We start from the raw sequence: 13,676 nt of genomic DNA, 5'->3' as shown, positions 1-13,676 counted from the left end.
CTCAGAGCAGGGGCAGGTTCAGGCCCAGCAGCTTCTGGAGCGCGAAAGCCATCGCGATCAGGCCGAGGGAAATCTTGACGTTGCGCACCCACGAGTACGAGAGGCCGGCAGCCGTCGAGGCGAACACCATGAACACGATGCCCGCGACCATGTTGATGTGCTCCGAGATCAGCGCGAAGCCGCAGAGGCTGCCGATCACGATGCCGATGTTGCGCAGGTTGAGTTCCATCGGCTGGCGCGCGACGAAGCGCGAGCGGATCACGGTGGCCACGCCGATCAGGCCGAGCAGCACGCTGACGATGAACGGGAACATGCCGGGCCCGGCGCGCGAGAAGTCGCCGATCGGGTAGTTGCGCGCGGCGGTGATGCCGAACAGGAGGGAAATGGCAATGAGGAAGAGCCCTCTGCCTAGGTTGCGGTCGTTCATGTCTGTCTCTGTGGGCGTGCCTGCGCAGCGCGCCTGCGGCCTGTTGTGATGGAGGCAGGGATGCTCGGCGTCGGCGGCTGACCGAAAACTGACACGCGGGCCTCGGGAACTACGTACGGCCGACTACGCCGCAGGTAATCGACGGCCCGCGCCGGTGCGGCGAGGATGCGCGCCTTGCGTCGCTTCTACGCGTTTACCCGAATACCGGAGTCCGCTTGAATCCCTTCCGAACCCTCGCCCCGATCCGCCCCGCCTGGCTGCTGCTGGCCGGCGCGGTCCATGTCGCCGCGCTCGCGCAGACCGCGACCGTGACGGCCTCGCCGCCCGCCGCGCCTTCTCCCATGGCCGCGAACGCACCCGACGCCTGCAGGCTGATGCCGCGCGCCGACATCGAGGCGCTGTTCCCCGGACGCCCGGTCACCGACAAGGGCCCCACGCTGAGCCCCCTGAGCCGCGGCCCGCAGTACGCCGAGAGCTGCGCCTACGTGGTGCGGCTGCCGAGCCCGACCTCGACGCTGGACTTCGCGCGCTTCGCGAACCTGACCGTGATCCGCTGGGGCGACTCGCCCGTGGTCGGCCGTGGCACCGCCAAGGACAGCTTCGCCTCGATCCGCACCGCGCGCGAACGCGTGGCCACCGACCCCAAGCTCAGCCTGCGCATCGAGCCGCTGGCCGGCGTGGGCGAGGAGGCCTTCATGGAGACCAGCGCGCACCGGGTCGCGGTCTATGCGCGCAAGGGCGACCTGATCGTCTCGGCCAGCCTCGACGCCTATTCGAGCCAGACGCCCGGCAACGCGAGCGCGCTCGCGCGCCAGGCGCTGTCGCGCTGGCAGCCGGGCACCGGCATGGTGGCGGCCGCGGCGCCGATCGCGACCCAGGCGGCGGTCGAGGTGCCGGCCGACACGCGCGTGTCGCAGACCGCGCCCGCCGACCAGTGGCCCGATGCCTGCGCGCTGATGACGCCCGAGGACGTGAAGGCCGTGTTCCCCGACATGACGATCGCGGCGCCGGTGCAGTTCAAGGGAAAGATCACGCACGAGTCGCGCGAGAACCGCATCGAGGAGATTCCCAGGCCGATCGGCTGCCTCTACAACGTGCGCCGCACCGACACCCTCGACGGCAAGCGCGTGACCGTCTCGCACCAGGTGCAGATGAGCGTGCGCAACCTCGCGTCGACGCCCGCGTTCTCGCAGCGCTACTTCGAGGTCTCGAAGAAGGTGGGCGAACCCAAGACGCCGGTGGCGGGCCTCGGCGACGAGGCGAACATCGACATCCTCAACCGCATCCAGATCCGCAAGGGCCTGCTGAGCGTGGAGGTACGCGTGGGCGGCGGCGAGCGCGATGCGGCGCTGCACGCGGTGGCGCGCGAGCGCGTCAACGCGCTGGCCGCGCGCGTGGCGGCGAAGCTGCCCTGAGGCCACGCCGACGCCGACCTCACCGCTTCAGCAGCAGGCCTCCGCGTCGGCATCGGCGTCGCTCATCACCTCGCGCGTGTGCGCATCGGCCGCGAACCACAGCTCGATGCGCAGCGACGAGGAATTGATGTCCTGCGGAATGCCGAAGGCACTCTGGAAGGTGGAGAAGTTCAGCACGCCCAGCGGCGTGTCGAAGCTGAGGTTGAGGCTCGGCGTGGCGAGGCCGAGCGAGGGCACCTCGGGCAACCGGCCGTAGCGGCGGTGCAGCGAGTCGGCCAGCCGATCGACGCGCGGCCGCAGCGACGGGCGCAGCCAGCTCTCGGTCTGCAACTGCGCGAGCAGGCTGGCACCGACCTGCGCCGCGTTGCGCGAATGGCTCAGCAGGCCGTCGTCGTGCGCCACGCAGTCGATCATGTCCAGGCCCTCGAAGCGGTGGTCGATGGCCTCGCAGTAGCCGGGCATCACGACCGTGCAGAGCCACTGGCCCGCGCAGTTGGTCGCGAGCATCTTCCAATCGGGATCGAACACCAGGCCCGGCAGCGGGTTGTGCAGCTGCACCATGCGCTGCAGCGCGGCCTCGTTGGCGTCGGTCATGCCGATCCACGACGCGCCCTCTTCGCTGGCGACGGTGGTGAAGCCGCCGAGCGACAGCGCCGCGTTGCGCAGCGAGGTCGGCGCCTCGACCTCGTTCATCCAGGCCAGCAGCAGGTCGCGGCTCGGCGCGGCTCGGCCGGTCTCGAGGAAGCTGACGTGCCGCTGGGAGACGCCCAGCCGCAGCGACAGATCGAGTTGGGAGATGTTCTTGCTCGCCCTCGTATGGCGCAGCAGCAGAGGCAGGCTCATGGGATCGGGGTCCAGGGATCGAAAAGCCCGCCATTGGACCTGAACGAGAGGCGAAACGCTTCGTCGCGAACGCAACAAACACGCGTAATCCGGGTAACAGGCGGTAGCGCCTTTGCACATGGTGCGAGGCCATTATCTGGAAGGTTATCGACGCCCTCCAGCCAGGGCGGCAACATGCCCTTCGCACCGGTGCCAGGGGCCTCTCGCGCACGGGTCGCAGCGCCGGTCCGGCGTTCCCCGGACCGCACGCTCGCCGCGCGACACGCGCGGCCTCCAGCCTCCTCGTCCACCGCATCGAACCCTTGCCCGCCGCCCATGTCTTCCTGCCGTACCGACGCAGCGCGCGCTCGTCCGAGCTGCCGCAGCCACGCGCCGAAGCGCTACTGTCCGCCATGCCATCGGAAGACCCGGCGGTGGGCGGCATGACGGGGCTGCCGCTGCACAGCGCGGCGCCGGTTCGTTTCGTCACGGACGGCCCGCTGCCGCACGCCGTCGACGGCGGCGCCGCGGCCGGCGAGGACGACCCGCTGCTGCGCATGCGCCCGATGCTGCAGGCGCTGGGCTTCCAGTGGTTCGCCTACGGCACCGTGGCGCTGGCGCAGGGCCGGTGGCGACCCTCGAGCTTCTTCACCGGCCATGCCAATCCGCGCTGGACCGAACGCTATTTCTCGCAGCAATACCAGGAGGTGGATCCGCGCGTCGATGCCGCGCAGCGCAGCGCCGGCCCCTGGGTCTGGGACCGCGACAGCCTCGCGCGCCAACACCCGCCCGAGGATGCCCGCTTCGCGCTGCACGAACGCTTTCTCGAGGACCTGCGCGCCAGCGGCATCGGCAGCGGCGTGCTGTTCCGGCTGCCGGCACCGCCGCTGTCGTTGCCGCTCGGCGAGCACACGCTGGTGAGCCTGCAGTCGGAGCGCACGGACAGCGCGTGGATCGGCGCCGGTATCGTCGCGCTGGCCCGCATGCTGGCCGAGGACTTCCACCGGCGCGTGCAGTCCTGCGGCCTCGCTTCGGCGCGGACCGCGGACCGGCTCGGCGACATCGGCAACGCTTCGAGGATGCTCAGCGCGATGCAGCTGCGCATCCTCGAGGAACTGCGGCAGGGCCGCGGCGACAAGGAGATCGCGCACCGGCTGCAGATGTCGGGCCATGCGGTCGACTACCACCTGCGGCAATTGCGCGCGCGCTTCAAGGTGCGCAACCGCGTGCAGCTCGTGAACGCGGCCGCGCGCGCGATGCTGCCGGGCGCGCCGGCCGCCTGAGCGCGATGTGCGCGAGGCCTTTCGGCTCACTCCTGCGGAAAGCTCGCCACCAGCAGGCGCACCAGCTCGGCCTGCCGCTGCACGCCCAGCTTGGCGAAGATCTGCTTGAGGTACTGCCGCGCGGTGCCCGCCGACAGCGCCATGAGTCCGGCCGCGCCGGCCAGGTCCTCGCCCTTGCCGAGCAGCACGGCCAGCTCGGCCTCGCGCGCCGTGAGCCCGTAGGCCTCGACCAGCCGGGCCGCGGCGATGGTGCCGTCGGTGCCGGCGTTGTGCACCATCACCGCGACGCGCGCGCTGCCGAACTCGGCCTGCGCCGAGAGGCTGGCCGCCGGCACGATCGACAGGATCAGCGGCCGCAGCGGCAGCGCGCGCCGGATGGTGACCGGCAGGCCCTGCGCCGCCACCGCGCCATCGCTGAGCGCCGCGCGGCGCGACTCGGGCGCGAGCTCGGCCGCGAGCCGCACCGCCTGCTGCAGCCGGCGGTCTTCCGCGCCGTCGCGCGCGCGCAGGCCTTCGCGGTCGGCGCGCAAGCCGCAACCGGGTTGCGCCAGCAGCGCGCTCGCGCTGCGGTTGAGGAACACCACGCGGCCCGCGGCATCGAGCAGCAGCACCGCCTGCGGCGCCAGGTTCAGCATGTCGTGCGCCGCATCGACGCTGGCGCGCGTGCGCTGCCGCAACTGCGCATGCAGCTGCTCGATGGTCCGCAGGTGCGGCACCAGCGCCTGGATCGAGGCCAGCTCGTCCTCGCGGAAATCGTGGCCCGACTCGAGCGAGCGGCAGTAGCTGAGGCCGCGCCAGCCGTCGTGCTCGCGCCAGTACGACACCGCGGCCAGGCCGCCGTTGAGCGGCCGCAGCACCTCCTGGTAGAGCTCGGTGCTGGCCATCGCCCGGCGGCTCAGGAAGGTGGAGGTGCGCACCGGCAGGCCCGAGGCCGTGAGCCGGACCAGCGACTCGTGGTCGGCCATGGTGAGCCACTGGCCGAGCTCGCGTTCCTCGACCTGGCCGAACTGCGTGCAGGCGCGCCACTCGGTGTCGCCGTCGTGCATGCTCGTCATCACCACGTGCTCGGCGCCGATGCACTCGCGCAGCACGTTGAGGTCGATGCCGCCGGCACCCGGCGCCGCCACCTCGGCATACAGCCGCCGGACCGCGTCGGCCAGCGCCGTGGATTCCAGACCCATGTTCCCTCCTGTTCGGGAGTAGCGCGCGCGGGCGCGGATGCGCAGACTCCCTCCTCTGCTGTCATTGGCCGGACGGCGGTCGCGCCACGGCGCGCCGCAACGCGTCCGGGCCGTGCCAGCGTTTGTCGTGAACCCGCATGGCGCCGTCCTTCCTCACCCTTTCACATGCACCCCCGGGTGCCACCCGCCGCGACGCATTGCTGCGTGTCGCGCGCGGCGGCGCCGGCGTGCTCCTGTTGTCGGGCTCGCGTCTCGCGCCAGCCTCGGCGGCCTCGAGCGAGGCCTTCTCCCCTGTGTCTTCCGCCCGGTTGCGCTTCGCCCTGCCGCTGCTCGACGAGGCCCTGGCCTCGCGCGCCGCGTGGGAACCGCTGCTGCACCCGCTGTGCGCCGCCGTCGGTTGCGCGCTCGAGACGGCCACGCTGTCCAGCCTCGAATCGCTGGCACGGGCCGTCGCGCACGCCGAGGTCGACGCCGGCTTCCTGGCCCCCGAGGCCGCGCTGCAGGCGGTGGTCGAGGGGCGGATGCGGATTCTCGCCCAAGCGAAGCGCCCGGTGGCGCAAGACCCCAACCGCGCGGTGCTGCTGGTGCGCCGCGCGGCCCCGCCCGACGCGCTCGACCGGCTGCTGGCCGAGCCCCAGGACTGGCGCATCGCCTACGGCGAGCGGCGCTCCATCGCGGGCTATGTGCTGCCGCAGGCGCGGCTGTTCCTGCCGCGCGGCATCGACATGGAGACCGCCTTCCGCACCGAGACCGTCGGCTCCACCTTCGCGAGCAGCCTCGCGCTGGCCAACGGCGACGTCGACATCGCGACCGGCACGCTCGACGACCACCGCCTGTTCTGCCGGCGCTTTCCGCCCGAGGGCCGGCAGCTCAGGATCGTCTGGCAATCGGAGCCCCTGCCCGCCGAGCGCTTCGCCATCCGCGCCGACTGGCCGCGCGCCACGCGCCAGGAGGTCCGCCGCTTCCTGCTGCGCTACGGCGCCGCCACCGGGCCGCGCAGCGCCCGGGAACGCGCCGTGCTGCGCGCGCTGAACGCGCCGGCCGGCTACGAGGCAGCGCCCCACGCGACCCTGCTGCCGGTGGCGCAGCTGCAGCGCGACCTGGCGCTGCAGCGCGTGCGCGCCGCCCAGTGGACCAGCGACGCCGCGCGCGGACGCCGGCTGGCGCAGATCGCGGCCGAGTACGAGCGGCAGAAGGCGGTGCTGCTGCGCGACGAGGAGCGGGTCGCGGGCTGAGTGCCGGTGCGTCATGGCCACCGGTCTCCGTGGCTTTTCCGCAGCCCGCTTCGGGCTTCGTGCGAGGATCGCGGCCGCCCATGCCCGCGAACGTCACTCCACTGCCCCTGAAACTCTGGCACGTCAGCGAACAGCCCGACATCGCCGTCTTCGAGCCCCGGCTGCCGCCGAACCGCGACGCGGCCGTGGCCACGCCCGTGGTCTGGGCCGTGGACGACGCCTGCCTGCCGCACTACCTGGTGCCGCGCGATTGCCCGCGGGTCGCGTTCCGCGCGCTGCCCGCGACCACGCGGCACGATCTCGCGCACTTCTTCGGCGGCGGCAGCAGCCGGCACGTGCTGGCGATCGAGCAGGACTGGCATGCGCGCGCGCAATCGACGCCGCTGTACCTGTACGCGTTGCCGGCCCGGTCGTTCCGCTGCGTCGATGCCAATGCCGGCTACCACGTGTCGGACCAGGCGGTACAGCCCGAGGCCGTGCATCGCCTCGCGCAGCCGCTGTCGTTGCTGGCCGAACGCGGGGTGGCGCTGCGCGTGGTGCCGCAGCTCTGGCCGCTCGCGCGCGAGGTCGTCGCATCTTCGCTGGGCTTCTCGTGCATCCGCATGCGCAACGCACGCGCGCAGGACTGAGGACGATGGACGAAGCCCCGCCCCGCTGCCGTTAAGCTTGCACGCGCGTCCCGCTCCTTGATGCCCTCGCCTTCGATGCTGCTTCGCCGCCCCGCCCTTCTGCTCGCCACCCTCGCCGGCATCGCCGCGCTGGCCGTCGCCGGCTACTGGGGCGCCACCTACTTCAACCTCAACCCCACGCGCGAGGTCGGCGCGGTGGTCGACGAGTTCAACGGCGTGAAGGTCTACTACAACGGCGGCGTGAACAACGCCGAGGGCCGCGCGCTGTCGAGCGACGGCTACAACCTCGGCATCCAGTACCAGTGCGTGGAGTTCGTCAAGCGCTACTACTTCGAGCGCTTCGGCCACCGCATGCCCGACGCCTACGGCCACGCCAGGGACTTCTACGACGCGACCACGCCGCAGGGCATGCCGAACACGAAGCGCGCGCTGCTGCAGTACCGCAACGGCCAGGCCGAGAAGCCGCGGGTCGACGACCTGATCGTGTTCGCGCCGACGTTGCTCAATCGCTATGGACATGTCGCGATCGTGGCCAGCGTGGGAGACCGCGAGATCGAGATCGTGCAGCAGAACCCCGGGCCGTTCGGCGAGAGCCGCGCGCGGCTCGCGCTCGATGCGCAGGGCGGGAACTGGCGCGTGGCGGGCGGTACCCTGGGCTGGCTGCGGCGCGCGCAGGCACCGTCCTGAGCCAGGTGACGCGCGGGTGAGCCTTCCCCGCCTCAACGCCAGGGGCGCATCTCCACGCGCAGGGTGCCCGTGAGGCCGGGCCGGACGTCCTGGATGATCGTCATGTCGAAGGCATAGCCGTCGGCGCCCTGCAGCGGGTACAGCGTGGCCTCGATGCCGGGCTTGCCCGGATGAACGTCCTGCGCGCCATAGAAGACGCGCCACCCGTACTTGGCGGCGGCATCCGGAAAGGCCTCGACGATGATCAGGTCGCGATAGACGAAGCCGCCTTCGTAGTGGCGCTTGAGGAACAGCAGCCCGTCGATCTCGTAGTCGGGCACCAGCACCTTGACGTCGAAGGCGAAGCTCACCGAGCCCGAGGCCACCACGCTCTTGCTCGGGTCCAGGAACAGCGAGAACAGGTGCGGGCTCTTGCCGCGGTCGGGCGTGCGCGCTCCGCCCTTGGCCGGAAACAGCTCGTCGTAGCCGCGGAAGATGGCCGAGTTCTCGCGCGCTTCGCGCCGCGTGATCTGCCACTGGGCGCCTCGCACGCTGGCCACCACCTCGAACTGGTAGGAGGCCTTCACGCTCTTGCCGTCGTCGAGCGCCGCCTGCACCTCTTCGGGCAGCGTGATGTCGTCGATGTCGAGGATGCCGTCGGCGCGCAGCTGGCCGAACAGGAAGCGCGTGAGGTTCTGGTAGCCCTCTTCCGAATTGACGATGCCGTAGTGCCCCGAATGGCTGCGATTGACGAAGGCGCGCGGGGAACCGACGTCCGTTCCGTCGGCCGCCAGCCCGTGGGTGGTGGCGTTCTCGATGCGCACCAGGCCGTCGCTGGCATCGCCCGCGGCCCATGACGAGAGGCCGCCCGCCACCGCATAGTCGCGCGCGTTGGTGCCCACCAGGTTGAACACCCGCTCGGGCGGGAAGTTGGTCACCAGCGACACGTCGTCGCCCTTGGGCACGGCCATGTAGCCGGCCATGCGCTCGCGGTTGAAGTTGTTGACGTCGCCGAAGGACAGCCAGCCCGGCACGTTGCGCACGATGCGCATGTCGATGCCGTTGTGCGGCGTGGCATAGGTGAAGAGCTTGTCGACCGCCGCGCGCGCCGCAGCCGAGCCCAGCCTGGGGTTCTGCAGGAAGGCGCGGCAGACCAGGCCGCCCATCGAATGCGCGACCAGGTAGACCTTGAAGTCGGTCGGCGTCATCGCGTTGTTCGGGTTGGCGCACACCCGGTCGCGCAGGCGCAGGATCAGCTGGTCGAGCCCCTGGGCGAAGGTCTCGATCGCCGGCGTCTTGCCGTTGCCGAAGTCCTTCGAGGCATCGTCGTAGTAGCGGTAGATGACGATGCTGCGGTAGGGCACGGCCTGGTCGGCGCGCGTGGCGGCCATCAGGTCGTCGCCATCGACGAACACGTCCTCGTAGCGGTGGTCGCCCATCAGCCGGACCAGCGGCGACTCGAAGTAGAAGCGGCGCATGTCGCCGGTCCAGGCCATGCGCGTCTTGGTCGAGCCGATGTTGAAACCCATGTAGGGATCGGCCACGGTCTCCTCGATCTCGCCCTGCGTGGCGGCGAAGCCGCGCACGTAGATGATCGGGTGGTAGGGATGCTGTGCGTTGCTCATGGTCGGCGTTCCTCAGAGACCCGCGTAGTCGATGAAGCCCTTGTTCACGCTGTTGACCTTGCGGGTCAGCCGGAACACGCCGATCCCTTCGCGCGATCCGCCGACATTCGAATTGCCCTCGAGCGTCGTCATGATCCCGCCCGTCACGCTCTCGACCAGGCCGGTATGACCCAGGCCGCCACCGTGGTCCATGATGAAGATCATGCCGGGCTGCAGCACGGCCGGGTCGGCCTTGGCCGCGGATGCGTTGATGCGGCGCGCACCCTTGGAAGGCGCGCCGTTCCAGTGCGCGAGGCAACCCGCGGTCTTGAACAGGGGGTTGGCGCGGCCGAGCTGCCGGGCCGCCTGCTCGAAGCACCAGTAGACGTAGGCCGCGCACCACGAGTGGCCACCGCCGAGCCCGGTGCTGCGCAGGTAGGCCTCCACGTCGGGCCCCCGGTTGGAGCCGGGCGGCACTTCGCGCACCCGGCGCGCTTCCTCGCCCGACGCGACTGCCAGCGCGCGCTTCAGCAGATCGTCGGTGGTGCTGGTGGCCACGGGCACCTGGTCGTCGCCGAACAGGGCTGCCCAGGTGATGCTGCCGACCTCGCCGTCGATCTTCAGCGCATGGCCTTCGCTGTCCACGCTGCGCGACTGGAAGAGCTTGACCGCGCTCTTCATCATCGGGCCGAAGCTCGGCTGCTGGGGATCGAGCTTGACCGCTTCGCCGCCCTTCAGGACCAGCACCCGGTTCAACCGGTTCTTGAGTTCCTTGACGATGCGGGCATCGGTTTCGCCCTGCTTGATGACGCGGCCGGGATATTGCATGGCATGGTCCCCCAAGTTGATCGAATCGACCTCGAATCCACCGTGCGACTGACATGCCCGCCGTTGCACGCGGGCCCTGTCCTTGTTGTTGTGGGTTCGAGTCTTTCACCGCCGCCATCCCACGCCTATATCCCGCTTGCTCTACTTCCTCGGGAGGATGGTCGGTGCCGGGCGCGCGCCGTACCGTCGCGCCCATCGGCAGGTTCCCTGCGGCACGGCGGACTTCGCGTCCGGTTCCCCATGAGCGATCTTCCTTCCCAGAAATCATGGCTGGAACGGGCCACCACCGCGGTGGGCATTGCGGGGTCGCTGGTCACCGTCGCGCTCACGGCCTGGAACGCCCAGACCAAGCAGCAGATCGATCAGCGCGAGGCGGACCTCAAGATGCAGACCGCCGCGCTCGACGCCGAACTGCGCCGGCGCAGCACCAGCGTGGAGGAATCCAAGGAACGGGTGGAGCGCTACAAGTGGGTCTATGGCCTCGTGCCCGAACTCAGCGCGACCGACGGCTCCAAGCGCAACGCGGCACTGGCCATGGTGCGGCTCGCGCTCTCCAAGGAAGAAGCCGAGGGCCTGCTCGCCGGGCTGCAGCAGTCGCCCGATGAACAGGTTCGCAAGGCCGCGGCGCAGGGCGTGGCCACCATCGCCAACATCGAGAACGCCGAACTCGTGCGGCTGGTGTCGCAGGTGAATGCCGCCGGTGCCGACGAGCGCCGCCGCGCGACCGGTCGCCTGCAGCGCGACTTCAACGATTCGGCCGAGGCCATTTCGCTGGCGTTGAAGCTGCTCGATGCGAGCCAGGTCGACAAGCTGTCGCCGAGCGGGTTGATCAACGTTCTCTATTTCCTGTCGCGCACGGATCCGCGCGCATGGACGCCGACGGAAATCGCCGCGGCCAACCGGGTGCTGCCGGGCGTGCGTGCGCGCAATGCCGGGCCGCAGACGCAGGCCGAACTGGGGCGGGTGGAGGACACGGTGAAGGCGGCGGGGCGGCAGTAGCCCGCGTCGCGCCAGCCGCCCGCCGCGGCGATCGCGATCTTCCGGCCCTGCTTCGCCGAGAAGATCATCGCGGGGCCGCGACGATGAACGTCAAAAGGGCCGCGTTAGCAAAGCAGCCCGCGGCAATCGAATGCCGTCATGAAGACGATGTAGGGACGGCCACCATCGTCGTAGCTCCGCCAGGGCCTGGCGCCCGTGGCGCCTTCGCGGTTGAGGATGGCCATCAGCTCCGCCGCCTGCTCGATGGTGTTCGGCCTGGCCGCCGTCGTCACGTCCACCGCCTTGAACTTGAAGCTCGACACCTGCGCCTCGTCTCGAACGTAGAGGTTCACCAGCTTCTCGGCGACGAGTGCCGATGTCACGAACACCGAACCCTTGGCACCCTGCTCGTTCTGCTCCGCGACGAAGCCGGTGCTTCCGCCGGACTTGGCGGTCACCAGCTCGAAGGCGCAGCGAGCGGTCGATGGCGTCTCCTTCACCAGGGCAAGGCCCGCGCCCCGAACCTGGGTGCCGCAATAGCCCAGCTTGCCCAGGTCGTTGAGCGGCCGGAGCAACTCCTCCGGGCTTCCGGCCATAAGAGGGACCTTGATCGCGTCCACGTACTCGTACTGGATCGCCTCACCCGTCACCTTGCTGAAGACGTTCTTCGGCGAGGTACCGCCGCTGGGCGTGAGGCGATAACCCTCCGCGCCCTGCGCCTGGAAATCGGCCAGCGTCAGCGGCGCGCCCGTCGAGACGAAGCGATGGTCGTAGCGGGCCGTCTGGCCCTTGCGCTGGTAGATCGCTCGCCATTGGCCGCGCGCGGAGGCATCGACGAAGACGATCCGATCCAGCAGGTAGCCGGCGAAAGCGGGACTCGTGAGTTCCGTCGTGAAGGCATCGAAGCCGCTTGCATCGACGTTCCCCAACAGGAAGGTGTAGGGCGTCGTCTGCATCGGGCGGGTGGCCGGTTGTTCCGTGGCGGGATCGGGCACGGTCGCAGGCGGATTGCGAGCCCCCTCGATGCCCGCCAGCGCGGCCGCCGTGGCCGGCGGCAGTCCGGCATAGCCGTCGCTTCCTCCTCCACCGCACGAGGCCAGGATGGCCGAGATTCCGAGCATGGTCGGCAGCAGGCGAAGCGATCTGTTCATTGATTTCTTGTCGGGGCGGGAAAGCGACGCGACGGTGCATGCGCTTGCGGTCGCAAGAGACGCCCCTGCCGCTGGCACGACCAGCGCGAGCCTGCGGGCTCCGTGCGTCGACCTCTCTCCTCGTCCCCTGTGTAGTTTTGTGTGTCAGCGAATCTTACGTGGGAGATGCGCTGTCCCGGACCGCGTCGCTCGCTCGGCAGAAGAATTTCTTCTTACCGTTGCACGAATCGCACGCCTCGTCCCCTGCGTCGTCCCCGCACGGCAAGCGATCTGACGCTCGCCCCTCAGACCGCCCGCGACGGCCAGGTCCCGAGTTCGCGCTTGTAGGCGCGCGCGAGGATCGCGCCGGTCGAATAGCCCACCGCATCGGCCGCCTGCTGCAAGGTCAGCCGGCGTTCGCGCAGCAGCCGCGACGCCAGGTGGATGCGCCAGCGCGCCAGGTACTGCATCGGCGAGAGATTCATCTGCGCGCGGAATCGCGTGGCGAAGGCCGTGCGGCTCATGTGGCACAGCGCGGCGAGCGATTCCAGCGTCCATGGGTCCGCGGGCCGGGCGTGGATCGCCTCGAGCGCCGTGAGCAACCTCGCATCGGAAAGATCGGGGCCCGAGGCACCCGCGATGGGCATGCCCGCCTCCGGCCTGCGCAACCAGGCCAGCACCGCGTGCTGCATCAGCGCGCCCAACAGCTCGGTCACGCCCACGCCGTTGCCGCCGGCCCTGCGGTCGGCCATCCAGCGCACCGCGTCCGCCATGGCGCGCAGCCAGGGCGCGGCATCCGCGGCGCGCAGGTGCAGCACGGACGGCAGCGATGCCACCAGCGGATGGGCGGCCAGTTCCACCGACCGGTAAAAACCGCCGCTCCACACACTGTGGTCGCCGCCCGCCGGCGCGTGCCGCTCGGCACCGGCGGCGCCGGCGGAATGCGTCAGCAGTTCATCGAGGCTCGACGCGGGCAGGCCGGGGTCCGAGAAGACACGGTGCGCATCGCCGCGCGGCAGGAACACGACATCGCCATGCCGCAGGTGCAGCGCCGGCTCCCTGCCGACCTGCAGCCAGCAGTCGCGGCCGCCGACCACGTACAGCGGCGTGCGCCGCAGGCTCTCGACGCGAACGCAGAAGCGGGGACCGAGCTCGACCTGGAAATGCAGGGCCGGCTCGAAGCGCATGCTCTGGACGACGGACTCGGGCGCGGCCTCGGGCACCGGGAGGCGAGGCGCCTGCCTGGCCAGCAAGGCCGCGAGCGCGGCCGAATCCCCATGCCGCCAGCGCTCCGAAGACCGCCCGGGCCGGCGCGGCGCGGCATGCGGCGACAACGAGGACGGGGTCTGTCCGCGCCGGCAGGAGAAGGACATCCAGAGCATGAATTCGTGGTGAAAGGGTGGTGGCATGGGCCCGAAGAACCCACCCGCGATTTGTAAGCCCTTCCCCTGCTTCCAGCCCCCTCCCATCCGTGAGTA

At 70.4% G+C, this 13,676-nt stretch carries 13 protein-coding genes; 6 read left to right on the top strand and 7 right to left on the bottom strand.

Features of this window, described 5'->3' with window-relative positions; translation table 11 throughout:
- Position 1: 1 nt before the first annotated feature.
- Positions 2–427, bottom strand: coding sequence for a tripartite tricarboxylate transporter TctB family protein (locus AC07RM_RS13480; RefSeq protein WP_177239571.1), 426 nt, complete (start codon positions 425–427; stop codon positions 2–4).
- A 215-nt stretch (positions 428–642) separates the two neighbouring features.
- On the opposite strand from AC07RM_RS13480, the gene AC07RM_RS13475 reads away from it, so the two are divergent.
- A complete protein-coding gene (locus tag AC07RM_RS13475) occupies positions 643–1,842 on the top strand; it encodes a hypothetical protein (protein ID WP_495334826.1) in 1,200 nt (399 codons plus the stop codon).
- 27 nt (positions 1,843–1,869) lie between these two features.
- Here AC07RM_RS13475 and AC07RM_RS13470 read toward each other — a convergent pair whose 3' ends face one another.
- Positions 1,870–2,685: an MmyB family transcriptional regulator gene (locus tag AC07RM_RS13470; protein WP_495334825.1), complete on the bottom strand. Its 816-nt coding sequence runs from the start codon at positions 2,683–2,685 to the stop codon at positions 1,870–1,872.
- Between the two features lie 392 nt (positions 2,686–3,077).
- Between AC07RM_RS13470 and AC07RM_RS13465 the strand changes: the two genes are divergently transcribed.
- Positions 3,078–3,947 (top strand): helix-turn-helix transcriptional regulator, encoded by an 870-nt coding sequence (locus tag AC07RM_RS13465; protein WP_495334824.1) that lies wholly within the window; start codon positions 3,078–3,080, stop codon positions 3,945–3,947.
- A 26-nt stretch (positions 3,948–3,973) separates the two neighbouring features.
- Here the strand turns inward: AC07RM_RS13465 and AC07RM_RS13460 are convergent, their stop codons facing one another.
- Positions 3,974–5,128 carry a helix-turn-helix transcriptional regulator gene (locus AC07RM_RS13460; protein WP_495334823.1) on the bottom strand — a complete coding sequence of 385 codons (1,155 nt, stop codon included), beginning with the start codon at positions 5,126–5,128 and terminating at the stop codon, positions 3,974–3,976.
- Between the two features lie 197 nt (positions 5,129–5,325).
- On the opposite strand from AC07RM_RS13460, the gene AC07RM_RS13455 reads away from it, so the two are divergent.
- From AC07RM_RS13455 to AC07RM_RS13445, 3 genes are all read left to right on the top strand, one after another.
- On the top strand, positions 5,326–6,363 hold the full coding sequence (locus AC07RM_RS13455; protein WP_495334822.1) for a phosphate/phosphite/phosphonate ABC transporter substrate-binding protein: 1,038 nt from the start codon (positions 5,326–5,328) through the stop codon (positions 6,361–6,363).
- An 80-nt stretch (positions 6,364–6,443) separates the two neighbouring features.
- Entirely contained in the window at positions 6,444–6,992 is a 549-nt protein-coding gene (locus AC07RM_RS13450; protein ID WP_495334821.1) for a DUF6886 family protein, read from the top strand.
- 75 nt (positions 6,993–7,067) lie between these two features.
- Positions 7,068–7,679 (top strand): CHAP domain-containing protein, encoded by a 612-nt coding sequence (locus AC07RM_RS13445; protein WP_495334820.1) that lies wholly within the window; start codon positions 7,068–7,070, stop codon positions 7,677–7,679.
- A 32-nt stretch (positions 7,680–7,711) separates the two neighbouring features.
- On the opposite strand, the gene AC07RM_RS13440 is transcribed toward AC07RM_RS13445, so the two are convergent.
- Positions 7,712–9,283 (bottom strand): PGAP1-like alpha/beta domain-containing protein, encoded by a 1,572-nt coding sequence (locus AC07RM_RS13440; RefSeq protein WP_495334819.1) that lies wholly within the window; start codon positions 9,281–9,283, stop codon positions 7,712–7,714.
- A gap of 12 nt (positions 9,284–9,295) precedes the next feature.
- Positions 9,296–10,090, bottom strand: a complete 795-nt coding sequence (locus tag AC07RM_RS13435; protein ID WP_398495960.1) for a CHAP domain-containing protein — start codon at positions 10,088–10,090, stop codon at positions 9,296–9,298.
- A gap of 240 nt (positions 10,091–10,330) precedes the next feature.
- On the opposite strand from AC07RM_RS13435, the gene AC07RM_RS13430 reads away from it, so the two are divergent.
- Positions 10,331–11,089 (top strand): hypothetical protein, encoded by a 759-nt coding sequence (locus AC07RM_RS13430; RefSeq protein WP_057591046.1) that lies wholly within the window; start codon positions 10,331–10,333, stop codon positions 11,087–11,089.
- Positions 11,090–11,193: 104 nt separating this feature from the next.
- Here the strand turns inward: AC07RM_RS13430 and AC07RM_RS13425 are convergent, their stop codons facing one another.
- Positions 11,194–12,219, bottom strand: coding sequence for a hypothetical protein (locus AC07RM_RS13425; protein WP_495334818.1), 1,026 nt, complete (start codon positions 12,217–12,219; stop codon positions 11,194–11,196).
- A gap of 284 nt (positions 12,220–12,503) precedes the next feature.
- The gene (locus tag AC07RM_RS13420) at positions 12,504–13,580 is read right to left on the bottom strand and encodes an AraC family transcriptional regulator (protein ID WP_495334817.1); all 1,077 of its coding nucleotides are present in this window, start codon (positions 13,578–13,580) and stop codon (positions 12,504–12,506) included.
- Positions 13,581–13,676: the final 96 nt, after the last annotated feature.

This window comes from Variovorax sp. GW821-FHT09B05 (genome assembly GCF_059418265.1).
This window is presented reverse-complemented; position numbering and strand designations above follow the sequence as displayed.

What these genes read in the sequence shown, in the direction of transcription:
- AC07RM_RS13465 (WP_495334824.1), top strand. Translation starts at nt 3,078, where the DNA reads ATGCCATCGGAAGACCCGGCGGTGGGCGGCATGACGGGGCTGCCGCTG.
- AC07RM_RS13430 (WP_057591046.1), top strand. Translation starts at nt 10,331, where the DNA reads ATGAGCGATCTTCCTTCCCAGAAATCATGGCTGGAACGGGCCACCACC.
- AC07RM_RS13470 (WP_495334825.1), bottom strand. Translation starts at nt 2,685, where the DNA reads ATGAGCCTGCCTCTGCTGCTGCGCCATACGAGGGCGAGCAAGAACATC.
- AC07RM_RS13435 (WP_398495960.1), bottom strand. Translation starts at nt 10,090, where the DNA reads ATGCAATATCCCGGCCGCGTCATCAAGCAGGGCGAAACCGATGCCCGC.
- AC07RM_RS13440 (WP_495334819.1), bottom strand. Translation starts at nt 9,283, where the DNA reads ATGAGCAACGCACAGCATCCCTACCACCCGATCATCTACGTGCGCGGC.
- AC07RM_RS13460 (WP_495334823.1), bottom strand. Translation starts at nt 5,128, where the DNA reads ATGGGTCTGGAATCCACGGCGCTGGCCGACGCGGTCCGGCGGCTGTAT.
- AC07RM_RS13425 (WP_495334818.1), bottom strand. Translation starts at nt 12,219, where the DNA reads ATGAACAGATCGCTTCGCCTGCTGCCGACCATGCTCGGAATCTCGGCC.
- AC07RM_RS13445 (WP_495334820.1), top strand. Translation starts at nt 7,068, where the DNA reads ATGCTGCTTCGCCGCCCCGCCCTTCTGCTCGCCACCCTCGCCGGCATC.
- AC07RM_RS13420 (WP_495334817.1), bottom strand. Translation starts at nt 13,580, where the DNA reads ATGCTCTGGATGTCCTTCTCCTGCCGGCGCGGACAGACCCCGTCCTCG.
- AC07RM_RS13450 (WP_495334821.1), top strand. Translation starts at nt 6,444, where the DNA reads ATGCCCGCGAACGTCACTCCACTGCCCCTGAAACTCTGGCACGTCAGC.
- AC07RM_RS13480 (WP_177239571.1), bottom strand. Translation starts at nt 427, where the DNA reads ATGAACGACCGCAACCTAGGCAGAGGGCTCTTCCTCATTGCCATTTCC.